The organism is Psychromarinibacter sediminicola, from assembly GCF_029168335.1.
In the GTDB taxonomy this organism is placed as follows: Bacteria; Pseudomonadota; Alphaproteobacteria; order Rhodobacterales; family Rhodobacteraceae; genus Psychromarinibacter; species Psychromarinibacter sediminicola.
This window is the reverse complement of record NZ_JARGYC010000005.1, coordinates 88,969-113,206: the sequence shown is the minus strand read 5'-3', so window position 1 is coordinate 113,206 and position 24,238 is coordinate 88,969. Positions and strand designations below refer to the sequence as shown.

Annotated in this window: 23 protein-coding genes; 12 read left to right on the top strand and 11 right to left on the bottom strand. The window is 69.7% G+C overall.

The genetic code is table 11. The features are described 5' to 3' along the window. Positions 1-61: 61 nt before the first annotated feature. A complete protein-coding gene (locus P1J78_RS03430) occupies positions 62-1,231 on the top strand; it encodes an alpha-hydroxy acid oxidase (RefSeq protein ID WP_275565925.1) in 1,170 nt (389 codons plus the stop codon). Between the two features lie 18 nt (positions 1,232-1,249). Here the strand turns inward: P1J78_RS03430 and P1J78_RS03425 are convergent, their stop codons facing one another. Next, the gene (locus P1J78_RS03425) at positions 1,250-2,422 is read right to left on the bottom strand and encodes an MFS transporter (protein ID WP_275565924.1); all 1,173 of its coding nucleotides are present in this window, start codon (positions 2,420-2,422) and stop codon (positions 1,250-1,252) included. Positions 2,423-2,604: 182 nt separating this feature from the next. Here P1J78_RS03425 and P1J78_RS03420 point away from each other — a divergent pair, with 182 nt between their 5' ends. The 3 genes from P1J78_RS03420 (at position 2,605) to P1J78_RS03410 (ending at position 4,664) form a co-directional block, all read left to right on the top strand. After that, a complete protein-coding gene (locus tag P1J78_RS03420; RefSeq protein ID WP_275565923.1) occupies positions 2,605-3,264 on the top strand; it encodes a 50S ribosomal protein L25/general stress protein Ctc in 660 nt (219 codons plus the stop codon). A 230-nt stretch (positions 3,265-3,494) separates the two neighbouring features. Beyond that, on the top strand, positions 3,495-4,196 hold the full coding sequence (gene pth / locus P1J78_RS03415; protein ID WP_275565922.1) for an aminoacyl-tRNA hydrolase: 702 nt from the start codon (positions 3,495-3,497) through the stop codon (positions 4,194-4,196). Positions 4,197-4,292: 96 nt separating this feature from the next. Beyond that, entirely contained in the window at positions 4,293-4,664 is a 372-nt protein-coding gene (locus P1J78_RS03410; RefSeq protein ID WP_275565921.1) for a DUF2237 family protein, read from the top strand. A 39-nt stretch (positions 4,665-4,703) separates the two neighbouring features. Here the strand turns inward: P1J78_RS03410 and P1J78_RS03405 are convergent, their stop codons facing one another. The 3 genes from P1J78_RS03405 to trpB form a co-directional block, all read right to left on the bottom strand. Continuing rightward, complete coding sequence (locus P1J78_RS03405) at positions 4,704-5,324, bottom strand: helix-turn-helix transcriptional regulator (protein WP_275565920.1); 621 nt, start codon at positions 5,322-5,324, stop codon at positions 4,704-4,706. Further along, positions 5,324-5,827, bottom strand: a complete 504-nt coding sequence (locus tag P1J78_RS03400; protein ID WP_275565919.1) for a hypothetical protein — start codon at positions 5,825-5,827, stop codon at positions 5,324-5,326. The genes P1J78_RS03405 and P1J78_RS03400 overlap by 1 nt, the downstream gene beginning before the upstream one ends. A 184-nt stretch (positions 5,828-6,011) precedes the next feature. Continuing rightward, positions 6,012-7,244: a tryptophan synthase subunit beta gene (gene trpB, locus P1J78_RS03395; protein ID WP_275565918.1), complete on the bottom strand. Its 1,233-nt coding sequence runs from the start codon at positions 7,242-7,244 to the stop codon at positions 6,012-6,014. 142 nt (positions 7,245-7,386) lie between these two features. Between trpB and P1J78_RS03390 the strand changes: the two genes are divergently transcribed. The 6 genes from P1J78_RS03390 (at position 7,387) to P1J78_RS03365 (ending at position 13,988) form a co-directional block, all read left to right on the top strand. Further along, on the top strand, positions 7,387-9,048 hold the full coding sequence (locus P1J78_RS03390; protein WP_275565917.1) for a tannase/feruloyl esterase family alpha/beta hydrolase: 1,662 nt from the start codon (positions 7,387-7,389) through the stop codon (positions 9,046-9,048). Between the two features lie 146 nt (positions 9,049-9,194). Next, entirely contained in the window at positions 9,195-9,818 is a 624-nt protein-coding gene (tmk, locus tag P1J78_RS03385; protein WP_275565916.1) for a dTMP kinase, read from the top strand. Continuing rightward, positions 9,815-10,933 (top strand): DNA polymerase III subunit delta', encoded by a 1,119-nt coding sequence (locus P1J78_RS03380; RefSeq protein ID WP_275565915.1) that lies wholly within the window; start codon positions 9,815-9,817, stop codon positions 10,931-10,933. The genes tmk and P1J78_RS03380 overlap by 4 nt, the downstream gene beginning before the upstream one ends. A gap of 23 nt (positions 10,934-10,956) precedes the next feature. Beyond that, positions 10,957-11,760, top strand: a complete 804-nt coding sequence (locus P1J78_RS03375) for a TatD family hydrolase (RefSeq protein WP_275565914.1) — start codon at positions 10,957-10,959, stop codon at positions 11,758-11,760. Then, positions 11,757-12,557 carry an MBL fold metallo-hydrolase gene (locus tag P1J78_RS03370; protein WP_275565913.1) on the top strand — a complete coding sequence of 267 codons (801 nt, stop codon included), beginning with the start codon at positions 11,757-11,759 and terminating at the stop codon, positions 12,555-12,557. Before P1J78_RS03375 ends, P1J78_RS03370 begins: the two co-directional genes overlap by 4 nt. A 501-nt stretch (positions 12,558-13,058) precedes the next feature. Further along, the gene (locus P1J78_RS03365) at positions 13,059-13,988 is read left to right on the top strand and encodes an AEC family transporter (protein WP_275565912.1); all 930 of its coding nucleotides are present in this window, start codon (positions 13,059-13,061) and stop codon (positions 13,986-13,988) included. A gap of 74 nt (positions 13,989-14,062) precedes the next feature. Here the strand turns inward: P1J78_RS03365 and P1J78_RS03360 are convergent, their stop codons facing one another. The 6 genes from P1J78_RS03360 to P1J78_RS03335 all read right to left on the bottom strand — a co-directional run bounded on the left by P1J78_RS03360 (position 14,063) and on the right by P1J78_RS03335 (position 20,561). After that, positions 14,063-15,265 (bottom strand): ABC transporter permease, encoded by a 1,203-nt coding sequence (locus P1J78_RS03360; RefSeq protein WP_374213150.1) that lies wholly within the window; start codon positions 15,263-15,265, stop codon positions 14,063-14,065. A gap of 14 nt (positions 15,266-15,279) precedes the next feature. Beyond that, positions 15,280-17,061, bottom strand: coding sequence for an ABC transporter permease (locus P1J78_RS03355; RefSeq protein ID WP_275565910.1), 1,782 nt, complete (start codon positions 17,059-17,061; stop codon positions 15,280-15,282). Further along, complete coding sequence (locus P1J78_RS03350) at positions 17,058-17,348, bottom strand: DUF1330 domain-containing protein (protein ID WP_275565909.1); 291 nt, start codon at positions 17,346-17,348, stop codon at positions 17,058-17,060. The genes P1J78_RS03355 and P1J78_RS03350 overlap by 4 nt, the downstream gene beginning before the upstream one ends. 126 nt (positions 17,349-17,474) lie before the next feature. Continuing rightward, positions 17,475-18,587, bottom strand: coding sequence for an extracellular solute-binding protein (locus tag P1J78_RS03345; RefSeq protein ID WP_275565908.1), 1,113 nt, complete (start codon positions 18,585-18,587; stop codon positions 17,475-17,477). A gap of 86 nt (positions 18,588-18,673) precedes the next feature. Further along, the gene (locus P1J78_RS03340; RefSeq protein ID WP_275565907.1) at positions 18,674-19,774 is read right to left on the bottom strand and encodes an ABC transporter ATP-binding protein; all 1,101 of its coding nucleotides are present in this window, start codon (positions 19,772-19,774) and stop codon (positions 18,674-18,676) included. 250 nt (positions 19,775-20,024) lie between these two features. Further along, positions 20,025-20,561, bottom strand: a complete 537-nt coding sequence (locus P1J78_RS03335; RefSeq protein ID WP_275565906.1) for a tetratricopeptide repeat protein — start codon at positions 20,559-20,561, stop codon at positions 20,025-20,027. Between the two features lie 203 nt (positions 20,562-20,764). Here P1J78_RS03335 and P1J78_RS03330 point away from each other — a divergent pair, with 203 nt between their 5' ends. Together P1J78_RS03330 and P1J78_RS03325 are read left to right on the top strand one after the other, a co-directional pair. Then, the gene (locus P1J78_RS03330) at positions 20,765-21,532 is read left to right on the top strand and encodes an SDR family oxidoreductase (protein ID WP_275565905.1); all 768 of its coding nucleotides are present in this window, start codon (positions 20,765-20,767) and stop codon (positions 21,530-21,532) included. Between the two features lie 154 nt (positions 21,533-21,686). Further along, complete coding sequence (locus tag P1J78_RS03325; protein ID WP_275565904.1) at positions 21,687-22,457, top strand: sulfite exporter TauE/SafE family protein; 771 nt, start codon at positions 21,687-21,689, stop codon at positions 22,455-22,457. 50 nt (positions 22,458-22,507) lie between these two features. On the opposite strand, the gene recN is transcribed toward P1J78_RS03325, so the two are convergent. Beyond that, positions 22,508-24,157, bottom strand: a complete 1,650-nt coding sequence (gene recN, locus P1J78_RS03320; protein WP_275565903.1) for a DNA repair protein RecN — start codon at positions 24,155-24,157, stop codon at positions 22,508-22,510. Positions 24,158-24,238: the final 81 nt, after the last annotated feature.

Genomic DNA, 24,238 nt, shown 5'->3' with positions numbered 1-24,238 from the left:
ATTGTCACCGACGGGTGCCCCTGCTAACCAAGGATGCCGTCTGCCCGGGGGGAGGAACCGCATGCCCGTCATCACCGAAATCGAGGACCTCAAGCGCATCTATCGCCACCGGGTGCCGAAGATGTTCTACGACTACTGCGAATCCGGCAGCTGGACGGAACAGACCTTCCGCGAGAACTCCTCGGATTTCGACGACATCCGCCTGCGGCAGCGCGTCGCGGTCGACATGACCGGCCGGTCGACGGAGAGCACGATGATCGGCCAGGACGTGTCGATGCCCGTGGCGCTGGCGCCCGTCGGCTCGACCGGGATGCAATGGGCCGACGGCGAGATCCTCGCCTGCCGCGCGGCGCATGCCTTCGGCACGCAGTTCACCCTGTCGACGATGTCGGTCTGCTCCATCGAGGACGTGGCCGAACATGTCGACAAGCCGTTCTGGTTCCAGCTCTACGTCATGCGCGACTGGGACTTCGTCGTCCGCCTGATCGAGCGCGCGAAGGCGGCGAAATGCTCGGCCCTGGTGCTGACCCTCGATCTGCAGATCCTGGGCCAGCGGCACAGGGACCACAAGAACGGCCTGACCATCCCGCTGAAACCGACGCCGGCCAACCTTCTGGACCTGTCGACCAAATGGGCCTGGGGCATGGCGATGATGAAGACGCCGCGCCGCAGCTTCGGCAATATCGTCGGCCACGCGAAAGGCGTGTCGAACCTGTCGTCGCTGATGTCCTGGACGGCGGAAAGCTTCGATCCGGCGCTCGACTGGGAGAAGGTGAAGGAGATCAAGCGGCTGTGGGACGGCCCGCTGATCCTCAAGGGCATCCTCGACGCCGAGGATGCGAAGATGGCCGCCGATGTCGGCGCCGACGCGATCGTCGTGTCGAACCACGGCGGCCGCCAGCTCGACGGCGCGCTGTCCTCGATCCGCGTGCTGCCGTCGATCCTCGACGCTGTCGGCGACAAGGTCGAGGTGCATCTCGACAGCGGCATCCGCTCCGGCCAGGACGTGCTGAAGGCGCTGGCGATGGGGGCCAAGGGCACCTATATCGGCCGCGCCTTCGTCTACGGGCTGGGCGCGATGGGGCAGAAGGGCGTGACCGCGGCGCTGGAGGTGATCCGCAAGGAGCTCGACGTGTCGATGGCGCTCTGCGGCCGACGCCGGGTCACCGATCTCGACCGCGATGTCCTGCTGGTGCCGGAGGATTTCGAGGGCCGCTGGCAGAGCGCCTGAGCCCGGCGAGAAGGCCCGTCAGGGCTGACGAGCGGCCACCTGCGCCCGCCGCCGGCCGGACAGCGCCCAGATCGCCGGGACGATCAGCGCCACGATGACCGCGACGGCCACGAAGGACATCCGCAGCCCGAACAGCTCGGCGATGCCGCCCATCATCGACGGGCCGACGAAGAACCCCACGACCCCGAACATCCACGCGCGCGAGATCGCGTGGCTGCGCTGCGCCTCGGTCACCCGCGCGCCGAGGATCGAGTTGGCCGAGGGCACGATGACGGCCATGCCCAGCCCGGTGATCGCCACGCCGGCGATCGCCACCGGCACCGTCGGCGCGGCGGCCAGCGTCAGCGCGCCGACGATCCCCAGCAGCGCGGAGCCGAAGATCAGCCTGGCGTCGCCGAACCGCGCGGTCAGCAGCTGACCCGACATCCGGCCGATCCCCATGACGAGCCCCAGCGTCGCGGGGCCGAAGCTGCCATGTCCCGCCTCGGCGCCCAGCGTGCGCTCGATATGCAGCGCCGACCACGCCTCGGTCGCGTTCTCGCCGATGAAGGAACAAAACATCACCAGCCCGGTCAGCGCGATCGCCCCCCAGGGCGCGCGCCCCGCCGGCTCCGTCGCCACCGGCGCCGCCCCGGCGCCCGCGCCGCGCGGCGCGCGCATCGCCAGGATCAGCGCGGCCACGACCAGCGCCATCGCCGGCAGGATCTGCGCCGGCCCGCCGCCCGCCTGCCGCGCCATCCCGCAGATCCAGGCGGCGCCGGCGAAGGCGAAGGAGAACATCGCGTGGTTCACGTTCATCAGGTGGCGGCCGTGCCGCGCCTCCAGCGCGCTGATCCGCACGTTCGAGGCGATGTCCAGAAGCGCCACCGCCACCCCCATGCCGAACAGCGCCAGCCCCAGCGTCCAGACCCGCTGTGGCAGGACCGGCAGCAGGATCGCGACCACCACCAGCGCGCCCAGGACCGGCAGCGCCCGCCGCCCCAGCCGCGCCGTGATCCAGGGCGCGGCCCAGAGCGAGATCAGCCCGCCCAGCGCCGACATCAGAAGCGCCACGCCCAGCTCGGCATCAGAGACGCCGACGCGGGCCTTGATGTCGGGCACCAGCGCGGCGAAGCTGCCCCACAGAACCCCCACCGCCATCAGGCCGGCAGCCGGGGCGCGCGACAGGCGCAGGGCAGAGATCACGGACATGGCGGGAGGTCCCGTTTGCGGTAACGCGGCCGCGACCCTAGCCCTGCCCCCGGCAAAGGCCAAGCCCGCCGCCGCGTCAAAAACGCCCTTTCCAACGCGCCGCGGATGCCCTATAGGCGGCGCTTCATCGGGGCATACACCCTTGGAGGATGCCCCATAACGCTGATTTAGGAGAACCGAACATGGCCGGCGAGATTCCCGATCTCATCGCCACGGAACGGACGGGGACAGGCAAGGGGGCCGCCCGTCAAGCACGCCGTGAACACCAGGTGCCTGGTATCGTCTATGGCGGCGGGGTCGACCCGCTGCCGATCAACCTCCACTATCACGACCTGCGCAAGCGCCTGAAGGCGGGCCGCTTCCTGTCGACGCTGTTCAACATGAAGGTCGACGGGCACGAGGATGTCCGGGTGATCTGCCGCGCCGTGCAGCGCGACATCGTCAAGGACCTGCCGATGCATGTCGACTTCCTGCGCCTGCGCCGGAGCACGAAGATCAACCTCTTCATCCCGGTGGAGTTCGTCGGCGAAGACGAGTGCCCCGGCCTGCGCAAGGGCGGCGTGCTGACGGTCGTGCGGCCGGAAGTCGAGCTGGTGGTGACCGCGGGCGACATCCCCGATCACATCACCGTCGACATCTCGGGGCTGAACATCGGCGACACCGCGACGATCTCGTCGGTCGACCTGCCGGCCGGCGCCAAGCCGACCATCGACCGCGACTTCGTCATCGCCAACGTCACCGCGCCCAGCGGCCTGCGCTCCGACGAGGACGAGGACGAGGGCGACGAGGTGGCCGCCGACGAGGTGCCCACCACCGAGCAGGGCGAGGAAGAGGACGAGTAATCGTCCCCCGCCTTTCGAGAGACAGATGCGACGGGGCCTGCGGGCCCCGTTGTCGTTTTTCTGTCCTTCCATCGCAAATCTATCGCAATAATTCGACTACAATGTTCGTTTTGTGATATTTTTGGATCGGCGGCTAAGCCTGCGCCCCGGCGACCCGTACCGATTGCGGCATTGCCGCCGCGCCCCGGCCGCACTAAGACGACCCGCAACCGCAGCAGGGAGTGTCCGCCATGCGCCTCTTCGTCGGGCTCGGCAACCCGGGCGCCAAATACGCCCGCAACCGGCACAACATCGGCTTCATGGCGGTGGACCGCATCGCCGAGGATCACGGCTTCGGCCCCTGGCGGTCGAAGTTCCAGGGCCAGCTCAGCGAGGGGCGGCTCGGCGCCGACAAGGTGCTGCTGCTGAAGCCCGAGACCTACATGAACCTCTCCGGCAACGCCGTCGCCGCGGCGGCCAAGTTCTACAAGCTGGAGCCCGCCGATATCATCGTCTTCCACGACGAGCTGGACCTCGCGCCGGGCAAGTGCCGGGTGAAGACCGGCGGCGGCCATGCCGGCCATAACGGCCTGCGCTCGCTGCACGCCCAGATCGGCCCCGACTACACACGCGTGCGCCTCGGCATCGGCCATCCCGGCCACAAGGACGCCGTCTCGCACTATGTCCTGCACGACTTCCACAAGTCCGACGCCGACTGGCTCGACGACCTCCTGCGCGGCATCGCCGACGGCGCGCCGGAGCTCGCCCGCGGCGACACCGGGCGCTTCATGAACGCCGTCGCCTTGCGCACGGCCCCCGCGCGCCCAGAGCCCACGGGGCCCGAGATGACACCGGCCGCGAAATCCGAACCGAGCCCCGAATCGCAACCGGCGCCGGAAGAAGAGCCCGACGACCGCTCGGCCCTGCAGAAGCTGGTGGACCGGTTCCGGTGAGCCTGCGCGACGCGCTGCGCCACCGGGCGCCGGGCGCTTGATCCGACCCCGCCGGCGCCTACCCTTTCCCCTGCCGCAGCCGAAGGAGGCCCGCCCATGGACAAGGACCCGTCGACGAACGTGATGGGGCGCAGACTCGCCCTTTGCTCGGCCGACCCGCTCACCGGCTTCTTCCGAAATGGCCAGTGCGACACCTGCGACCGCGACGCGGGCTCGCACACCGTCTGCGCGGTGATGACCGCCGAGTTCCTCGCCTTCTCGAAATATGTCGGCAACGACCTGTCCAGTCCGCGGCCGGAATTCGGCTTTCCCGGCCTGAAGCCCGGCGACAGCTGGTGCCTCTGCGCCGCCCGCTTCCTGCAGGCGCATGACGAGGGCTGCGCGCCGCAAGTCAATCTGGAGGCCACCCACCGCCGCGCGCTGGAGATCGTGCCGCTGGAGATCCTGCAGCGCTATGTGGCCGCCTGAAGGCCCGCGGGCGGGGAGACCCGCGGGCCGTCCGGACGGTCAGCCGCCTGAGTCCGGGGTCCGCGCGGACCCCGCGCCCGGGGAAAGCGGCCCGCCGATCAGCTCGTCGACGAAGTAACTCATCAACTGGATCCGTCCGGTCACACCGGCCTTGCGAAACACGGCATTCGTCTGGGACTTGACGGTGCCTTCGCTCTTGCCGGTCATCTTGGCGATCTCTCCGTTCGAACAGCCCTTCAGGGCGAACAGGCAGACCTCGCGCTCGGCCGGGGTCAGCCCCCACTGGCGGAATTCCTCGTCGAGCAGCTCGCCGAACGCGCCGCGGGCGGCGCGCAGCCGGCCCTCGATCTCGCCCGTGCGGCGCAGGATGCGGCGCAGCAGGTAGACGTTGATCACGATCGACAGAACCAATCCGACGCCGGCGGCGATCTGCACGATCTCGCGCAACGTGTAGGGCGCCGGGGTGGAGGTCAGCCCGCCGACATCGACGACGAAGAACGCCAGAAAGGCCGCGGCGCAGATCACCTGCACCAGCATCACGGCCAGGATCGCCAGGGACGCGCCGGAGAGCGACGACGTGACCGGCCGGGCCGGTCCGCCGCGCTCCGCAGGCGGGGCCGGCATCGGCCCCGCCCCCGGCGTATCCGCGTCCTGCGGCATCAGTTCCCGAGGCCGACGTCGGCGTCCACCGAGCCGTCCACGGACCCGCCGGTCCCGCCATTGCCGGCTTCGACACCGACTTCGGCGCCGGCGCCGACCGAGACCGAGGCGCCGCCATTCGAGCCGCTGCCGGTGCCGTTGCCGACCCCGGTCTCCGACTCCGCGTCCACCTTCACGCGCAGCAGCACGTCGCGCAGGATCTCGCCGGTCTGCTGGTGCATCACGATCTCGCGGACATGGGCGGCGTTCTCCGCCTCGATCCGGTAGCGCCCGAGCAGCGTGCGGCGGATGTTGATCTCGGTATAGCCCTCGGCCTCGAGCTGGGCCATGAGTTCTCCGATGCCCTGGGCCGCCGCCGTCTGCCGGTTCGCCTGGCTCTGCGACGCGGCCGAGCCGTTCGACGCGGACTGTGCGGGCGCGGCAGAGCTGTTGGACTGCGCCAGGGCCGGGGTGACGGCCAGGACGGTGCCGAGGGTGGTGGCGAGCAGGATGCTGCGTTTCATCTTTCGTCTCCATATCTCGTTTGCGGTTGAGGCGCCTCGTCTGCGCCGATACCGCCAACCTGTCCCGGCCGCCGCGCCCGGGCCATCGTCCCCCGGTTCGTTTCGGCCCGCATGAACCGGCGATGGAGGCGCCTGATCCGCGGGTTGAGGCCGAATGAACTCCGGTTCATGGCCTCCGGAGGGGTCAGTCGCCCTCGCCCATCTCCATGCCCAGCGCCCGGGCGACGGTGTAGATGTCCTTGTCGCCGCGGCCGCACATGTTCATGCAGATGACGTGATCCCCGGGCAGCTCGGGCGCGATCTTCATCACATGCGCCAGCGCGTGGCTCGGCTCCAGCGCCGGGATGATTCCCTCGGTCTCGCAGGAGAGCTGGAACGCCTCCAGCGCCTCGGCGTCGGTGATCGACACGTACTCCGCGCGGCCGGTGTCGTGCAGCCAGGAATGCTCCGGCCCGATGCCGGGATAATCCAGCCCCGCCGAGATCGAGAAGCCTTCCAGGATCTGCCCGTCGTCGTCCTGCAAGAGATACGTGCGGTTGCCATGCAGCACCCCGGGGCGCCCGCCGGTCAGCGAGGCGCAATGCTCCATCTTCTCGTCGACGCCCTTGCCGCCGGCCTCGACGCCGATGATCCGCACCTCCTTGTCGTCGAGGAACGGATAGAACAGCCCCATCGCGTTCGAGCCGCCGCCGATCGCCGCGATGATGGTGTCGGGCAGACGGCCCTCGGCCTCCTGCATCTGCTCCTTCGCCTCCTTGCCGATGATCGACTGGAAGTCGCGGACCATCGCCGGGTACGGGTGCGGGCCGGCCACCGTGCCGATGCAGTAGAACGTGTCGCGCACATTGGTCACCCAGTCGCGCAGCGCGTCGTTCATCGCGTCCTTCAGCGTGCCGCGGCCGGAGGTCACCGGCACCACCTCGGCGCCCAGAAGGCGCATGCGGAACACGTTGGGCTTCTGCCGTTCCACGTCATGCGCGCCCATGTAAACCACGCATTTCAGGCCGAACTTGGCGCAGACCGTCGCGGTGGCCACGCCGTGCTGCCCGGCGCCGGTCTCGGCGATGATGCGCTCCTTGCCCATGCGGCGGGCCAGCAGGATCTGCCCCAGCACGTTGTTGATCTTGTGCGCGCCGGTATGGTTCAGCTCGTCGCGCTTGAAGTAGACCTTGGCGCCGCCCAGCCGTTCCGTCAGCCGCTCGGCGAAGTAGAGCGGGCTGGGCCGGCCGACATAGTGCTTCCAGAGGAAATCCATCTCGTCCCAGAAGCTCTGGTCGGTCTTCGCCTTCTCGTATTCCGCCTCCAGCTCCAGGATCAGCGGCATCAGCGTTTCGGACACGAACCGCCCGCCGTAGATGCCGAAACGGCCCTTCTCGTCGGGGCCGGTCATGAAGGAATTGATCAGGTCGTCGGGCATGGCACTTCTCCGGGATCGAATTGCAGCGGTGTAGCCCGCGCGCGGGGCGGCGTAAAGCACGGGACGCCCCGCAGAAGCGAGTTGACCCTGAAGGTGTCCGACGGGCAAAGTCGTCCGGCATCGGAGTCGGGGGAGGAGAACCATGCACAAGCGCTTCCTGCTATGGTCGAGCGTGCTGGCCGGGCTTGCGGCCGGGCTGGGCGCCGGGCCGGCCGCCGCCGATGCCGAGGACTGCACCGCGATGGAGGCGGCCGCGCCGGCGGGCGTGACGATCACCGAGGCCGTGCATACCCCCGTCAGCGCCGAGACCCGGGTGGCCCACTGCCGCCTGCGCGGGGTGATGGACGAGCGGACCGGCATGGACGGCCAGCCCTATGCGCTGCGCTTCGAGCTGCGGCTGCCGGACGACTGGCAGGGCCGGTTCATGCACCAGTTCAACGGCGGCAACGACGGCACCGTCGTTCCGGCCACCGGCGAGGGCACGGGCGTCGCCACCTCGGAGCCACCGCTGTCGCGCGGCTTCGCCCTCGTCTCCTCCGACGCGGGCCACGACGGCGGTGCCAACCCTGACGCGGGGCTTGCCGGCTCGAACATGTTCGGGCTCGATTTCGAGGCGCGGCGCGACTACGGCTACGATGCGGTCGCCACGCTGCACCCGGTCGCGCTGGAGCTGGTCGAGCGCTATTATGGCCGCGCGCCCGATTACGTCTATGGCTACGGCCGGTCCAATGGCGGCCGCCACGCCATGGTCGCGGCCGAACGGATGCCCGAGGCGTTCGACGGGCTGCTGGCGGGCTATCCCGGCTTCAACCTGCCCCGCGCCGCGCTCCAGCACGCCTGGGACGTGCAGACCTTCCTGTCGGTCGGCGACAGCCTGGCCACCGCCTTTTCGCGCGACGAGCTGACCCTGGTCTCCGACGCGATCACCGCCGCCTGCGACGGGCTCGACGGGCTGGAGGACGGCGTCGTCTTCGCCACGATGGAATGCCAGGAGGTCTTCGACCCCGCCACGCTCGCCTGCGGCGAAGGTCAGAACAGCGCCTGCCTGCCGCCCGAAAAGGTCGCCGCGCTGAAGAAAATCCACGCCGGCCCGACCGACAGCGCGGGCACCCGGCTCTACAACTCGTGGCTCTGGGACACCGGCATCTCCACCGGCGACTGGCGGTTCTGGAAACTGGAAAGCCCGATCCCGCCCTGGGACAACAAGCCGCTGATCGCGGTGATGGGGGCGGGGTCGCTGGCGCAGATCTTCACCACGCCCCCCACCCGCGTCGGCGGCACGACGGAAGAGCTTCAGGCCTATCTCACGGGGTTCGACTTCGACACCGACGCGCCGAAGATCGACGCCACGACCGAGGCGTTCCCCGAAAGCCCGATGGAGATGATGACCCCGCCGAACGCGGACGACCCGACGCTGTCGGGCCTGGAGGAGTCGGGCGGCAAGCTGATCGTGTTCCACGGCGTGTCGGACCCGGTGTTTTCCTTCAAGGACACGGCCGACTGGTACGCGCGGCTGCGCGAGAACAACCCGGACGCCGCCGACTTCGTCCGCTTCTACGCGATCCCCGGGATGCCCCACGGCCAGGGCGGCAACGCGCCCGACGAGGTGGACATGCTGGGCGCGCTGGTCGACTGGGTCGAGCGCGGCGCGGCCCCCGGCGCCGTCACCGCCACCTTCCGCCCCGCGAACGAGGAGATCGACCCGGGCAATGCCGGCGCCGGCCGCCCGCTCTGCCCCTGGCCGCAGCACGCGGTCTATACCGGCGACGACCAGATGGCGGCGGACAGCTTCACCTGCGAGTGAGCCCGCGCCGAGCGCGTCGCAAGCGCCGGCAAGCGGCTTTCAGGGCGCGTCTCCCAGGCCGTTTCGAAACGGCTCGCGCGCCCAGTTGACCCCGCATCGCCCCGGGGCTAACCCGTCGCAATGACCCGCACGCCCCGCCTTTCCACATGACCGCCGGCCGCTTCATCACCTTCGAGGGCATCGACGGCTCGGGCAAGTCGACCCAGGCCCGCCTGTTGGCCGACGCCCTGCGCGCCGAGGGCCGCGACGTGGTGCTCACCCGCGAGCCCGGCGGCTCGCCCGGCGCCGACGAGATCCGCCGGCTGGTGCTGGAGGGCGACCCCGACCGCTGGTCGGCCGAGACCGAGATCCTGCTGTTCACCGCCGCCCGCCGCGACCACCTGGAACGGCTGATCGAGCCGTCGCTCGCCGCCGGCCGCACGGTGATCTGCGACCGCTTCGCCGATTCCACCCGCATGTACCAGGGCCTGTCCCGCGGCAACCTGCGCGACAAGGTCGACAAGCTGCACGCGCTGATGATCGGCCGCGAGCCCGACCTGACGCTCCTGATCGACATGGACCCCGCAACCGGCCTCGCCCGCGCCCGCGGCCGGCAGGGCCACGAGGAACGCTTCGAGGATTTCGGCCTCGACCTGCAGACCCGGATGCGCGACGGCTTCCTCGCGCTCGCCGCCGAGTTCCCCGCCCGTGTCCGCGTGATCGACGGCAACGCCCCGGTGGACACCGTCGCCGCCGCCGTCCGCGACACGCTGGCGGAGGCGCTGGCGTGACCGACGCGCCCGCCGAAGCCGACCGCGCCCCCGGCGCCCCCCACCCGCGCGAGACGCGGGCGCTGATCGGACAGGACGCCGCCGAAGCGGCGTTCCTCGACGCCTACACCTCCGGCCGGATGCACCACGCCTGGCTGATCACCGGCCCCCGCGGCGTCGGCAAGGCGACGCTCGCCTGGCGCATCGCCCGCTTCCTGCTGGCCACGCCGAAGGACGACGGCGGCGGCCTGTTCGCCGCCCCGCCGCCCCCCGCGACGCTCGACATCGATCCCGACCACCCCGTCGCCCACCGCACCGCCGCGCTGTCCGACCCCGGCCTGTTCCTCCTCCGCCGCCCCTGGGACGAGAAGGCCGAGCGGCTGCGCCAGGAGATTACCGTCGACGAGGTGCGCCGGCTGAAGCACTTCTTCGAGCTCTCCGCCGCCGATGGCGGCCGCCGCGTGGTCATCGTCGACGCCGCCGACGAGATGAACACCTCGGCCGCCAACGCGCTGCTGAAGCTGCTGGAGGAACCCCCGGCCGACACCACGCTCCTGCTGATCGCGCACCAGCCCTCGCGCCTGCTGCCGACGATCCTGTCGCGCTGCCGCCGCCTGCGCTGCCGCTCCCTCGACGCGCCCGAGATCGCCGAGGCGCTGGCCCAGGCCGGCGCCGACCCCGGCCCCGACGCCGCCGCCCTCGCCGCGCTCTCCGAGGGCTCGGTCGGCGCCGCCATCCGCCTGATCGGCCTGGACGGGCTGCAGCTCTATGCCGACCTCGTCGCCACGCTCGCCGACCCCAACGACCGCCCCCGCGCGCTCAAGCTCGCCGACGGCGTCGCCGGCCGCCAGAACGCCGACCGCTTCGCGCTGCTCATCGAGCTTTTCGACCTGTTTCTCGCCCGCGCCGCGCGCACGGGCACGCTTGGCCCCCCGGATCCGGAGGCGGCCCGGGGAGAGGCGGACCTGCTCGCCCGTCTCTCCCCTTCTTCCATCGCCAGCCGCCGCTGGGCCGAGATAGCGCAGGATCTCGGCGCACGCGCCCGGCACGGGCGGGCGGTCAACCTTGACCCTGCCGCGCTCATCCTTGATATGGTCCTGAAGGTCCACGAAACGGCCGCCCGCCTGGCGGCCTGAATCGGAAATCCGCCGAAATCCGTATGTCCGAACCCCAGATCACCGACAGCCACTGTCATCTCGACTTCCCGCAGTTCGAGGGCGAGCACGACGCCCTGATCGCCCGCGCGGCCGAGGCCGGCGTGACCCGCATGGTCACCATCTGCACCAAGCTCCGGCAGGAGCCGCAGGTGCGCGCGCTGGCCGAGGCGCACGCGCCGGTCTTCTACGCCGCCGGCACCCACCCGATGAGCGCGCACGAGGAACCGCTCGCCTCGGTCGAGGAGCTGGTGGCGCTGTCCGACCACCCGAAATTCGTCGGCATCGGCGAGAGCGGGCTCGACTATCACTACACCGCCGACACCAAGGCGATCCAGCAGGAGAGCCTGCGCCTTCACATCGCCGCCGCGCGGCACACCCAGCTGCCGCTGATCATCCACGCCCGCGACGCCGATGCCGACATGGCGCGCATCCTGTCCGAGGAACACCGCGCCGGCACCTACCCTTGCGTGATGCATTGCTACTCGTCGGGCCGCGCGCTGGCGGAAACGGCGCTGGATCTCGGCTTCTACCTGTCGATGTCCGGCATCGCCGCCTTCCCCAAGTCCGGGGAACTGCGCGACATCTTCGCCGCCGCCCCGGTCGAGCGCATCCTGGTGGAGACCGACAGCCCCTATCTCGCGCCCCCGCCGCATCGCGGCAAGCGCAACGAGCCGGCCTATACCGCGCACACCGCCCGCGTCGGCGCCGAGGTTTTCGGCATGGACTACCCCGCCTTCGCCGCGCAGACCCAGGCGAATTTCGAACGCCTGTTCTCCAAGGTCGCCACGTGGGAGGCCGCCGCGTGAGCGGCGAGCTGCGTTTCACGATCCTCGGCTGCGGCTCGTCGGGCGGGGTTCCCAGGCTCGGGGGCCGCTGGGGCGACTGCGACCCGGACAACCCGAAGAACAGCCGCCGCCGCTGCTCGCTGCTGGTCGAACGCGAGACCGGCGACGGCACCACCCGCGTGCTGATCGACACCAGCCCCGACCTGCGCGCCCAGCTGCTCGACGCGGGCGTCGGCGAGCTCGACGCGGTGGTCTACACCCACGGCCACGCCGACCACGTCCACGGCATCGACGATCTGCGCATGGTGGTGTTCAACATGAAGCGCCGCCTGCCGGTCTGGGCCGACGGCAACACCCAGGACGACCTCTATTCGCGCTTCGCCTATGCCTTCGTCCAGCCCGAGGGCTCGTCCTACCCGCCGATCCTCGACATGCACACGATCGACGGCCCGCTGACCATCGAGGGCGCCGGCGGGCCGGTCACGCTGACCCCGTTCGAGGTCGGCCACGGCAGCATCGACGCGCTGGGCTTCCGGATCGGCGACCTCGCCTATCTTCCGGACGTGGCGAAGATGACCGACGAGGCCTGGGCCGCCGTCGCCGATCTCGACTGCTGGATCCTGGACGCGCTGCGCCGCACGCCGCACCCGACCCATGCGCATCTCGACCAGTCGCTGGACTGGATCGCACGCGCCGCGCCGAAACGCGCGGTGCTGACCAACATGCATATCGACCTGGACTACGCCACGGTCGAGGCCGAGACGCCCGACAACGTCACCCCGGCCTATGACGGCATGGTCATCCGATATGAGCTGTAACCCGGGCCGCGCCACAGCGATGACGACGCCAGCGCGCGCCGCCATCCTCCCGTGCAAAGAAGGCCCGCGCATCTCGGCCCCCCGGCCGACACCCGCAGCCCGCACCCCCGGCTTCTTCTGGCCCGAAATACTCCCGCCGGAGGCTCCCACCCCCTACGCTCGCGCGACGCCCCTGCCAACCACAACGCCCCGGCCGACCCCCACAGCCCGCACCCCAGGCTTCTTCTGGCCGCAAATACTCCCGCCGGAGGCTCCCGGCCCATCCGCCCGCAGGACTGCCCTGCCCACACCGCCCCCCCGGCCGACACCCACGGCCCGCACCCCCGGCTTCTTCTGGCCGCAAATACTCCCGCCGGAGGCTCCCGGCCCATCCGCCCGCAGGACGGCCCTACCCACACCGCCCCCCCGGCCGACACCCACGGCCCGCCCCCCCGGCTTCTTCTGGTCGAAAATATCCCCGCCGGAGGCTCCCGCCCCCGCCGCCAGCGCGACGGCCGACTGATGCAGGCCCTGCTCGACGTCATCCTGCCGGTCTTCCTGGTGATCGGGTTCGGCTATGTCGCGGCCTGGCGCGGCTGGTTCGGCGAGGCCGCGGTCGACGGCGTCATGGGGTTCACCCAGAACTTCGCCTTCCCCTGCCTGCTGTTCCGCGCCATCTCGACGATGGACCTCGACAGCGCGCTGAACCTGTCGCTCTATGTCAGCTTCTACACCGGCTCCGTCGCGGGGTTCCTGGCGGGGCTGTTCGGCGCCCGGCTGATCTTCCGCCGCCCGTGGGAGGATTCGGTCGCCATCGGCTTCTGCGGGCTGTTCTCCAACTCGCTGCTGCTCGGCGTGCCGATCACCGAACGCGCCTATGGCGCCGACGCGCTGGAGGCGAACTTCGCCATCGTCGCGGTCCATGCGCCGATCTGCTACGGCATCGGCCTGACGGTGATGGAACTGATCCGCGCCCACGGTGCCAACCCGCTGGAGAAGGCGAAGTCGATCCTGACGGCGATCTTCCGCAACGGGCTGATCCTGGGGATCGTGCTGGGCTTCGCCTTCAACATCACCGGCCTGCCGACCCCGACGGTGGCCGGCGACGCGCTGGACCTGATCGGCCGCGCCGCGCTGCCGGCGGCACTGTTCGCGCTGGGCGGCATCCTGTTCCGCTACCGGCCCGAGGGCGACATGGCCACCATCGCGATGATCTGCGCGATCTCGCTGATCCTGCACCCGACGGTGACCTACGGCCTGGGCCGCGCCTTCGGCCTGTCCACCGACCAGCTCCGCTCGGCGGTGCTGACGGCCTCGATGGCGCCGGGAGTGAACACCTATATCTTCGCCAATCTCTACGGCGTGGCCCGCCGCGTGGCGGCCTCGGCGCTGTTGCTGGCGACGGCGCTGTCGATCGGCACGATCTGGGTCTGGCTCGCCATCCTGCCGTGACACGGCGCGGCGCCCCAAACGAAAACCGCCCGGCGCGGTGCCGGGCGGCTTCCATCGTCCCGAAACACGGAGGCTCAGCCGGGCGACATCCCCCGGATCCGCTCCGACCGGCGCCGCAACAGCTCGACCGTCGTCAGCAGCAGGATCGAGATCACCACCAGGATGGTCGCCACCGCCAGGATCGTCGGCGAGATCTGCTCTCTCAGCCCGATGAACATCTGCCAGGGCAGCGTCTTCTGCGCCGCCGCGCCGACGAACAGCACCACGACCACCTCGTCGAACGAGGTGATGAAGGCGAAGAGCCCCCCGGAAATCACCCCCGGCAGGATCAGCGGCATCTGCACCTTGAAGAACGTCCTGACCGGCCCCGCGCCCATGTTCGCCGAGGCCCGCGTCAGCGAGTCGTCGAAGCCCACCAGCGTCGCGGTCACCGTGATGATCACGAACGGAACCCCCAGCACGCCATGCGCCAGGATGATCTTCACGTACCCCACGAAGGACTGCGAGAAGCCCAGATTCGCCTCCAGCCAGTTGCCCAGCGTCGAGTAGAAGAAGAACATGCCCGTCGCCGAGATGATCAGCGGCACGATCATCGGCGAGATCAGGATCGCCATGATCGGCCGGCGGAACGGCACATGCGTCTGGCTCAGCCCGATCGCCGCCAGCGTGCCCAGCGACACCGAGATCAGCGTCGCGAAGGGCGCGATGATCAGCGAGTTGCGCAGCGCCAGCTGCCAGTCCGAGGTGCCGAAGAAGTCGCGGTAGTGCTTCAGCGAGTAGCCGTCGGGATCGAAGGACAGCATCTCGGGCGTGAAGGTGAAGAAGTTCTCGGCGTTGAAGCTCAGCGGGATGATCGTCAGGATCGGCGCGATCAGGAAGAAGAAGATCAGCCCGCAGATGAACTTGTAGGTGTTGTGCCACAACACCTCGCCCGACTTCGCATAGGGCGGGATGGTCGACCGGTAGGTTCCCCGGTCCAGCCAGTAGACGGCCCAGCCCAGCACGAAGCCGATCACCGCCAGCACCACGAGCCCCGCGACGCCGCCCAGGATCAGCCCGACGATGGCAAAGACCGCGATGGTCACCAGCCGCCCGGTCCGCTTGTCCTCGACATAGCTCGCCAGCCCGTAGGCGAGCGCCGCGCCCGCCACGGCGCCGATCGCCAGGCCCAGTATCCCGGATCCGTTGGCGATCCCGACGAACAGCCCGAAGAAGGCGCCCAGCGCCGCCACCATCGGCACGGTGAAGCTTACAAGCGGCGGGCGCGGAATTGGCATGGTCTGCATGGTCGTCACCCCAGGCTCACGTTGTCGATGCCGACGATCTTGTCATAGACCCAGTAGAGGATCAGCACGACCGCCAGAAGGATCGTCCCCAGCGCGGCCGCGAGGCCCCAGTTGAGCGACGACGAGATGTGGTACGCGATCCGGTTCGAGATGAACGTACCCGTGGTCCCGCCCACCAGCTCCGGCGTGATGTAGTAGCCGATGGCCAGGATGAAGACGAGGATGCAGCCCGCCCCGATCCCCGGGATCGACTGCGGGAAGTAGACCCGCCAGAACGAGGTCCACGGCGTCGCGCCCAGCGACTTGGCCGCCCGCACGTAGCTCGGCGGGATGGTCTTCATCACCGAGTAGAGCGGCAGGATCATGAACGGCAGCAGGATATGCGTCATCGCCACGATGGTGCCGAACTGGTTGTTGATCATCACCAGCCGCGCGTCGTCGGCCACCAGCCCCAGCCAGACGAGGATGTCGTTGATCACCCCCTGCTGCTGCAACAGCACCTTCCATGCGCTCGTCCGCACCAGGAGCGAGGTCCAGAACGGCAGCAGCACCAGGATCATCAGCAGGTTCGACACCCGCATCGGCAGGTTCGACAGCAGATAGGCGACCGGATAGCCCAGAAGCACGCAGGAGCCCATGATCACCAGGCTCATGAACAGCGTCCGCTGGAACAGAAGCACATAGATCTGCTGGCCCTCGGGCTTGGCCGACACGCCGTCGGCGGTCAGTTCCAGGTCCACGGCGTTCAGGAAATAGCCCGGCGTGAAGGACGGGCTGTAGGCCTGGATCGTGCCCCAGGCATCCAGGCTGCCCCAGTCCTCGTCCTCTTCGAGGAAGAACTCGCGATAGGTCGTCTCCGGGAACTCGGGCACCGCCTGTTCCAGCGCCGCCTGCAGTTCCTCGGCCCCGTCGCCGTCATAGCCGGCGATGGCCTCGGCGGCGCCGTCGCGGCGCAGATCGCTGGCCAGCGCGGCGAAGACGGCCTCCCAGGGCTCCTCCTCGGCCACGGTATCGCCGTCCTCCAGCGCCGCATAGGCCGCGAAGGCCGCGTAGGCGTCGGCCGTGCGCGGCAGCACCTCGCCGATGGCGGCGGCCGGGACGAACCCGATCTCGCCGGTCTGCCGCTCGCCGGTCAGCGCCTCCAGCCGGTCGCGCTGCGCCTCGATCAGCTCGGGCTGGCCCGGCTCGTCGCCGGTCGTGCCCATCATCTCGTACCAGAACCCGGCGCTTTCCCAGATCTCGTCGTGATCCTCCAGGACGTCCTGGAACAGCTCGCCATAGTCGTCCAGGCTGCGCCCGGTCGAGCGGAACAGCGACGACAGGCCGGTTTCCTCGTAGTTCAGCCGCGTGCCCAGCCGGGTGTGCCGCTTCGCCTCCGAGGCGAGGAACAGGTCGTAATAGAGCGCCTCGAACACCGCTTCCGGCGGAAGGTCGTCGCCGGCGGAGTCCCAGCTCTGCAGCGTGGCGGTCGTCTCGGGCAGGGTGTCGGACACGATCTGGTTCTCGACCGAGCGGAACAGCATGTCCGCGATCGGCGCGATGAAGGTCACCAGAACGAAGATCAGCAGCGGCGCGATCAGGCCCAGCGCCCGCAGCTTCTCGCGCCGGAGCGCGCGCTGCAGCGACCGCTTCAGCGGCGTGCCGTCGGCCGCCAGGACCGGGCCGCCCTCGCCGCTGCCGTGCGGCGGTTCCTTGTCGCGCCCTTCCAGGGTGGCCGACTCGTGGAAGGCGTCCTCCGGCGTCGGCGCGTCGGCCGTCTGCTCGCCGGTGCTGCTGAGCTTGCTCATTCGGTTCCCTCCACCACCAGGATGATGCTTTCGGCGGCGTTCCGGCGGATCTCCGCGACCTCCTGGTAGTCGGGGTCGTTATAGGCCGCCAACGCCTCTTCGTAGCTCGGGAACTCGATGACCACGTGCCGGTCCCCGCAGTCGCCTTCGCAAATCTCGTTGCGCCCGCCGCGCACCACGAATTTCGCCCCCAGCCGTTCCAGGATGGGCGTGTCGCGGCGTACGTATTCGGGATAAGCCTCGGGGTCGGTCACCTTGATATGGCCGATGATATAGCCCTTGGGCATTGTCCGTTCCCTGTTGGTCTTCGTTTTCTTTTGGTGGAAGCGGCCCCCGGCCCTGTGCCGGGGCCCGCTCCGGTCGTCCGATGCGACTGGGGCGGGGTCATCTGCCCCGCCCCGCCGTAGGTCGTCTTACTGAGCCAGCCAGGCCTGGAACTTCGCGTCGATGTCGTCGCGATAGTCGGCCCAGAACTCGTAGTTGTAGACGAAGATGTTTTCCGAGTTCTCCGGCGCGGTCGGCATATGCGGCCCCATCGGGATGCCAAGTTCGGCGTGCTCGCCCACCAGCGGCGCCGAGCTCTTGCGGGCCGGGCCGTAGGAGATATAGGCGGCCTGGTCGGCCAGGCGCTGGGTGTCGGTGGCGAAGTTGACGAAGTCCTTCACCCGGGCAAGGCGGTCTTCCGGCAGACCGGCCGGGATGATCCAGCCGTCCAAGTCGAACACCTGCGCGTCCCACATCATGCCGACGGGCTGGTCCTGCTCCTCGATGACTGAGAATAGGCGGCCGTTATAGGTCGAGCCCATGAAGATCTCGCCGTCCGCCAGCAGCTGCGGCGTGTCGGCGCCGGCCGACCACCAGACGACCTCGTCCTTGATCTCGTCCAGCTTGGCGAGCGCGCGGTCCTGACCTTCCGGGGTCTCCAGGACGTCGTAGATCTCGTCCTTGGCCACGCCGTCGCACAGCAGTGCCCATTCCATGTTGTTGATCGGCCGCTTCTCCAGCGAACGCTGCCCCGGATAGGTCTCCAGGTCCCAGACGTCGCAGATGTCGTCCGGCGGCTCGACGCCTTCCGGCACCATGTCGGTGCGGTAGCCGAAGGTGGTGGAGTAGACGATCTGCGGGATGAAGCAGTCGGAGACCAGCAGGTCGCCGAAGTCATCCTCGGCCGACGTGCCGTCCGGCGCCTCGGCCAGCAGGTCGTCGGGGTCGATCTCCATCGCCAGGCCCTCGTCGCACAGACGGATCGCGTCCGAGGCGACCACGTCCACGAGATCCCAGGTGATGTTGCCGGCCTCGTTCATCGCCCGGAGCTTCGCCACCGCCTCGTTGGAGCTTTCGTCCCAGACGATGTCCACCTCGGGGTGCATCTCCATATAGGGCTCGGCATAGGCCTTCTGCTGGCTGTTCTGATAGGCGCCGCCCCAGCTGACGATCGTCATGCTGTCGGCCATGTCCTGCGCGACCGCCATCGGCGTGATCGCGACGGCAGCGCCCGTCATCAGCATCAGTGTCTTGAGTTTCATTCGGATACTCTCCTGTTGTCGTTTACCCGTTCACTCCCGTCCCCTCTCGGACCCCGGGCAGGTCGCCGTGCGGAGGGGCGGTTCGCTCAGGCATCCAGCGCGCGACAGTCCTCGGGGCGCCAGCCGATCTCCAGCTTTTCGCCGGGTGTCAGCCGGCGCTGGTCGGGCGCGTTCCGGGTCTTGACGATGAAATCGTCCTTGCCCGCCACGCGCAGCCTCGTTCGATAGATATCGCCCATGTAAATGAATTCCAGAACTTCCGCCTTCAGCGTATGCGCGTCGGCCGGCAGACGGTCGCGGTTGAACTCCACCCGCTCGGGCCGGATCGACACCAGCGTGCGGTCGCCCACGCCGTTCACGTTGACCGGAACCGTGTCGATCACCTCGCCGTCGTCCAGCGTCACCTCGGCGCGGTCGCCGTTCATCTTGGTGACCTTGCCCATCAATGTGTTGTTCTCGCCGATGAACTGCGCGACGAAGCTGTTCTCGGGGCTTTCGTACAGCTCGTCGGGCGGCGCGAGCTGCTGGATCTTGCCGTCGTTGAACACCGCCACGCGGTCCGACATCGTCAGCGCCTCGGTCTGGTCGTGGGTCACGTAGACCACCGTAATCCCCAGATTGTCGGCGATATGCTTGATCTCGAACTGCATATGCTCGCGCAGCTGCTTGTCGAGCGCGCCCAGGGGCTCGTCCATCAGCACCAGCTCCGCCTCGAACACCAGCGCCCGGGCCAACGCGATCCGCTGCTGCTGGCCGCCCGACAATTGCGCCGGCCGCCGGCCGCCGAAATCGCCCATCTGCACCATGTCCAGCGCGCGCTTGACCTTCTGCTCGCGCTCGGACTTCGACATGTTCCGCACTTCCAGCGGAAACGCCAGGTTCTCGGCCACCGTCATGTGCGGGAACAGCGCGTAGTTCTGGAACACCATCCCGATGCCGCGCTTGTGCGGCGGGATGTTGTTGATCTCCTTGCCGCCCAGCCGGATTTCCCCGTGCGTCGCGGTCTCGAACCCCGCGAGCATCATCAGGCAGGTCGTCTTGCCCGAGCCCGAGGGCCCCAGCATCGTCAGGAACTCGCCCTTTCCGATCGCGAGGTTGAGGTCCTTTACGACAAGCGTCTCGCCGTCGTAGCTCTTCTGCACCCGGTCGAATTCGACAAAGGCGCCATCGCTCGCGCTCGCGTCCAAACCCAGCTCCCTGTCTGTTTTCCCCTGGGCCGTTTGCCGACCCTTCGGAGAACATCCAAGCAAATGTATAAAAGATACGCAACAGTCCCGCCGGATTTGTCGTGATAATTCCGCAAAACCCCGGGAAAACAGGACCCTGCGACGGCCGGCAGACGCCCGAGTCCCGGTCGGAGCGGCGAAAAATGCGCCACATCGCAAAGACCTCGGGACCCCTCCGCAGACCTGACGCAAGGGCAACCGCGGGCCGCGGTCAGAGATCCTCGCCCGACGGAACCTCCAGGATCGCGCGTTCGGCCAGATAGGGATGGACCTCCATCGCCTCGCGCACCGCGAGCTGGGCCAAGGGGATCCGCCCCTGCTGGAAATAGATCACCGCGCGCCCGGCCAGGGCCCCGAAATGCCGCGGCTCGCGCTTCAGCACCTCCGCGACATCGGCCAGCGACCGCTCGAAGTTGCCAGTCAGGAAATGCACCGTCGCCCGCTGGTTCCAGCCCTCGGCATAGTCCGGATACTCCGCCACCAGCCGGTCGAGATGGCGCAGCGCCCCCAGATAGTCGTACGCCCGCCGCCGCGCCAGCGCCGCGTCCAGCACCTCCTGCGCCGCCGCGTCCGGCGCGGTCAGCCAGATCTCCCAGATCCGCGGCACCAGCGCATCGGCCTCGGCCTGGCTGTCGGCCGCCGCCAGCTCCGCCAGCAGCGCGTCGTAGTCCCGGGCCTCCTGCGCCACCGCCGGCAGCATCGCGACCCGGACCGCGAGCAGGAGCGCGGCGAGCCACCGAAGGACCATGGGCGGCGCGCAGGCGCGGGGACGGGAGACGACGGCTCGTCGTCCCCCCGTGCTCGGGCCGCGCGCGGTTCGTTCCATGCCGGGAAGTTTCCGCCCCGCCCTGCCCCCGCGTCAAGCGCCGCCCGGACACGTCTGCGTCAACTCGCACTGGCAAACCGCCGCGTCCTGCGCCACTCTCGCGCCGGACCGAGAAGGACAGAGCCATGCAGATCGCCCTGACCGGCGCCGCCTCCGGCATCGGCGCCGCCACCGTCGGCCGGCTGAAAGCGGCCGGCCACCACGTCACCGCCTTCGACATCGCCGAACCCGCCGGCGTCGACCGCTGGCTGCCCGTAGACCTGTCCGACATGGACGCCATCGCCGACGCGACGGCGCAGGTCGCGGGCCCGTTCGACGCGCTGATCCTGAACGCAGGCCTGCCGCCCCGCGCGGACAACGCGGTGGAACTGCTAACGGTCAACGTCTTCGGCCTGATGGCCGCGGCCCGCGCGCTGGAGCCGAAGCTCGCGCCCGGCGCCTCGATCGTCGCCACCGCCTCCCGCGCGGGCGAGCACTGGCGGCAGAACCTGCCGCAGGTGAAGGCGCTGATGGGCCTGACCGGCCCCGCCGCCCTGCCCGACTTCGTCGCCGCCAACCAGATCGACCCGCTGCGCGCCTATTGCCTGTCGAAGGAGGCGGTCGTCGTCTGGACCCTGCGCCAGACCGAGCGGCTGCTGGCCAAGAACATGCGCGCCAACTGCGTCAGCCCCTCGGCGGTGGACACGCCGATCCTCGGCGACTTCAAGGCGGCGCTCGGCGAACGGGCGGCGCATTCGCTGGCCCGCGTCGGCCGCGCCGGCCAGCCCGACGAGATCGCGGCGCTGATCGCCTTTCTGGCCGGGCCGGAGAGCGGCTGGGTGCGCGGGCAGAACGTCACCGTCGATGGCGGGATGACGGCGATGGCGCTTTGCGACGAGCTGGGATTGGGGTGAGAGGGGTTTCGGACCGCCTGCGGCGGTCCGATCCGCTGGGGGGACGCTGTCCCCGCCGTCCATCGGGCTCGAACCGATGGCGCCTCGATAAACGCCCCCCCCTGGGATATTTTCGGTCAGAAGAAGCAGGGGAGGTAGCACAGGGGGGCGGTGCATGCTCGAATACATGGTCGCGGGGCTGGAGCCTTGGGTAGCTCTGGTGCTCCTGATTGTCAGTGCGGGAGCGTCTTTCATCACCGCGGCCTTCGGGATCGGCGGCGGCGGGGTGATGCTGGCGGTGCTGGCGACGCTGCTGCCGCCGGCCGCGATCATCCCGGTGCATGCCGTCGTGCAGTTCGGCTCCAACGCGGGGCGCGCGGCGCTGTTCCTGCGGCACATGCGGTGGGAGTTGTTCGGCGCCTTCGCCGCGGGCACGGTGCTGGGCATCGGGCTGGGCGGGGCCTTCGTGGTGCAGTTGCATCCCGGCTGGCTGCAGATCGCGGTGGGCGCCTTCATCCTGTGGTCGGTGGTGGGGCGGCCGCCGGGATTCCTGAAGCGGTCGGGGCTGATCGCGGGGGCGTTTTCCAGTTTCCTGACCATGTTCATCGGCGGGACCGGCCCGTTCGTGGCGACCTACGTCAAGGCGCAGGGCTATGCGCGGCACGATCACGTGGCGACGCAGGCGGTGCTGATGACGCTGCAGCACGGGCTGAAATGCGTGGCCTTCGGCGTGCTGGGCTTCGCCTTCGCCGTGTGGGCGGGGTTCATCGCGGCGCTGGTTCTGGCGGGCTTCGTCGGGACCTGGACCGGCAAGCGGATGCTGGCGCGGATCGACGAGGCGCTGTTTTCGAAGGTGCTGAGCGCGATCCTGATCGTCCTGTCGCTGCGGCTGATCTGGGCGGGGGCGGAGCTGGTCTGGACCGGCGCGGATGCGGGGATTCGTTAGCGCTATCTGTAGCGGTATCAGGGGGTTGGCCCCCTGTCCAACCTCGGACACTACCCCGCCAGCAGCGCCCTGGCGGCCCCTCTCGCCTCTTCGGTGATGGTGTCGCCGGCGAGCATCCGGGCGATCTCGTCGACCCTTCCGTCGCCCACCAGCGGCACCACCCGGCTGAGCGTGGCGCCGTCGCTGACCTGCTTGGCCACCTGCCAGTGATGCCGCCCCCGCGCCGCCACCTGGGGCGAGTGGGTCACCACCAGCACCTGCCCCTGATCGGCCAGCGCCGCCAGCCGGCGGCCGACCGCATCGGCCGTGGCGCCGCCGACGCCGCGGTCGATCTCGTCGAAGATCAGGGTCAGCCCGCTGTCGGTGCCGGTCAGGCAGACCTTCAGGGCCAAGAGGAACCGGCTGAGTTCGCCGCCGCTGGCGATCTTGTTCAAGGGGCCCGCCGGGGCGCCGGGGTTGGTCGCCACCGTGAAGGCCACCGCGTCGCGGCCGTCCGGGCCCGGCTCGGCGGCGCCGATCTTGGTCTCGAAGACGGCCCGATCCATCTTCAGCGGCGCCAGTTCCTCGGCCATCGCCGCGTCGAGCCGGGCCGCGGCGGCCTGGCGGAGCTCGGTCAGGGCGGCCGCCGCCCGGTCGTAGCCTGCCTCGGCCGCCTCGACGGCCGCCGCCAGCTCCTTGAGGTCGGCCGCGCCGCCGTCGAGCGCTTCGAGCTGGCCGCGCAGGGTCTCGGCATAGCTGCCCAGCTCGTCGGGCATCTGGCCGTGCTTGCGGGCGAGGGCCCGGATGGCGAAGAGGCGCTCCTCGACGCGCTCCAGCTCGGCGGGGTCGATATCCATCGCCTCCAGCGTGTCGGCGACCCCCTGCTCGGCCTCGCCGAGGGCGTTGAGCGCCCGTTCCAGCGCGCCGACCGGGGCGTCGAGCCGGCCCTCGGCCTGGTCCATCGCCCCTTCGAGCCAGCGCAGCGCGTTCGAGATCAGCCCCTCGGCCCCGTCGTAGCCGAGCGCCTGGTGGGCCTTGGCGATGTCCTCGCGGATCCGGCCGGCGGCCTGCATCAGGCGGCGGCGCTGGTCGAGCTCGGCCTCCTCGCCGGGCTGGGGGTCGAGGGCGTCGAGCTCGGCCACGGCGTGGCGGAGGAAATCCTCCTCCTCGCGGATCTCGGCCAGGGCGGCCTCGGCCTCGGCCAGGCGCTTGCGGGCGGCCGCCTGCTCGCGCCAGGCGGCGCGGGTGGCGGCGAGGGCCTCGGCCGCGCCGGCGAAGTCGTCGAGGAGGGCGCGGTGGCCGCGGGCGTTCAGGAGGCCGCGGTCGTCCTGCTGGCCGTGAAGCTCGACCAGGACGTCGGAGAGGCGGCGGAGGATGTCGCCGGAGGTGCGGCGGTCGTTGACGAAGGCGGTCTTGCGGCCCTCGGCGGTATTGACCCGGCGGAGGATCAGCTCGTCGGAGACGTCGAGGCCGGCCTCGTCCAGGACATCGCGGGCGGGGTGGCCGGGGGGCAGCTCGAAGACCGCCGTCACCTCACCCTGCCGGGCGCCGGCGCGGACCAGCTCGGCCCGGCCGCGCCAGCCGAGGACGAAGCCGAGGCTGTCGAGGAGGATCGACTTGCCGGCCCCGGTCTCGCCGGTCAGGACGTTCAGGCCGGGCTGGAAATCGAGCTCCAGCCGGTCGATGATCAGCATGTCCCGGATATCGAGGCTGCGCAGCATTTTGGCGGGTGTCCGAGGTTGGACGGGGTGTCTAGTGTTTGATTCTATTGAGTCTAGCGCTAACAGGGGTCGCTCGGACGG

Coding starts and splice junctions, on each gene's coding strand:
- P1J78_RS03360 (WP_374213150.1), bottom strand. CDS start 15,265: ATGCCAATTCCGCGCCCGCCGCTTGTAAGCTTCACCGTGCCGATGGTG.
- P1J78_RS03375 (WP_275565914.1), top strand. CDS start 10,957: ATGTCCGAACCCCAGATCACCGACAGCCACTGTCATCTCGACTTCCCG.
- P1J78_RS03325 (WP_275565904.1), top strand. CDS start 21,687: ATGCTCGAATACATGGTCGCGGGGCTGGAGCCTTGGGTAGCTCTGGTG.
- P1J78_RS03405 (WP_275565920.1), bottom strand. CDS start 5,324: ATGCCGCAGGACGCGGATACGCCGGGGGCGGGGCCGATGCCGGCCCCG.
- tmk (WP_275565916.1), top strand. CDS start 9,195: ATGACCGCCGGCCGCTTCATCACCTTCGAGGGCATCGACGGCTCGGGC.
- P1J78_RS03345 (WP_275565908.1), bottom strand. CDS start 18,587: ATGAAACTCAAGACACTGATGCTGATGACGGGCGCTGCCGTCGCGATC.
- pth (WP_275565922.1), top strand. CDS start 3,495: ATGCGCCTCTTCGTCGGGCTCGGCAACCCGGGCGCCAAATACGCCCGC.
- trpB (WP_275565918.1), bottom strand. CDS start 7,244: ATGCCCGACGACCTGATCAATTCCTTCATGACCGGCCCCGACGAGAAG.
- P1J78_RS03420 (WP_275565923.1), top strand. CDS start 2,605: ATGGCCGGCGAGATTCCCGATCTCATCGCCACGGAACGGACGGGGACA.
- P1J78_RS03390 (WP_275565917.1), top strand. CDS start 7,387: ATGCACAAGCGCTTCCTGCTATGGTCGAGCGTGCTGGCCGGGCTTGCG.
- P1J78_RS03365 (WP_275565912.1), top strand. CDS start 13,059: ATGCAGGCCCTGCTCGACGTCATCCTGCCGGTCTTCCTGGTGATCGGG.
- P1J78_RS03410 (WP_275565921.1), top strand. CDS start 4,293: ATGGACAAGGACCCGTCGACGAACGTGATGGGGCGCAGACTCGCCCTT.
- P1J78_RS03330 (WP_275565905.1), top strand. CDS start 20,765: ATGCAGATCGCCCTGACCGGCGCCGCCTCCGGCATCGGCGCCGCCACC.
- recN (WP_275565903.1), bottom strand. CDS start 24,157: ATGCTGCGCAGCCTCGATATCCGGGACATGCTGATCATCGACCGGCTG.
- P1J78_RS03335 (WP_275565906.1), bottom strand. CDS start 20,561: ATGGTCCTTCGGTGGCTCGCCGCGCTCCTGCTCGCGGTCCGGGTCGCG.
- P1J78_RS03350 (WP_275565909.1), bottom strand. CDS start 17,348: ATGCCCAAGGGCTATATCATCGGCCATATCAAGGTGACCGACCCCGAG.
- P1J78_RS03425 (WP_275565924.1), bottom strand. CDS start 2,422: ATGTCCGTGATCTCTGCCCTGCGCCTGTCGCGCGCCCCGGCTGCCGGC.
- P1J78_RS03430 (WP_275565925.1), top strand. CDS start 62: ATGCCCGTCATCACCGAAATCGAGGACCTCAAGCGCATCTATCGCCAC.
- P1J78_RS03355 (WP_275565910.1), bottom strand. CDS start 17,061: ATGAGCAAGCTCAGCAGCACCGGCGAGCAGACGGCCGACGCGCCGACG.
- P1J78_RS03400 (WP_275565919.1), bottom strand. CDS start 5,827: ATGAAACGCAGCATCCTGCTCGCCACCACCCTCGGCACCGTCCTGGCC.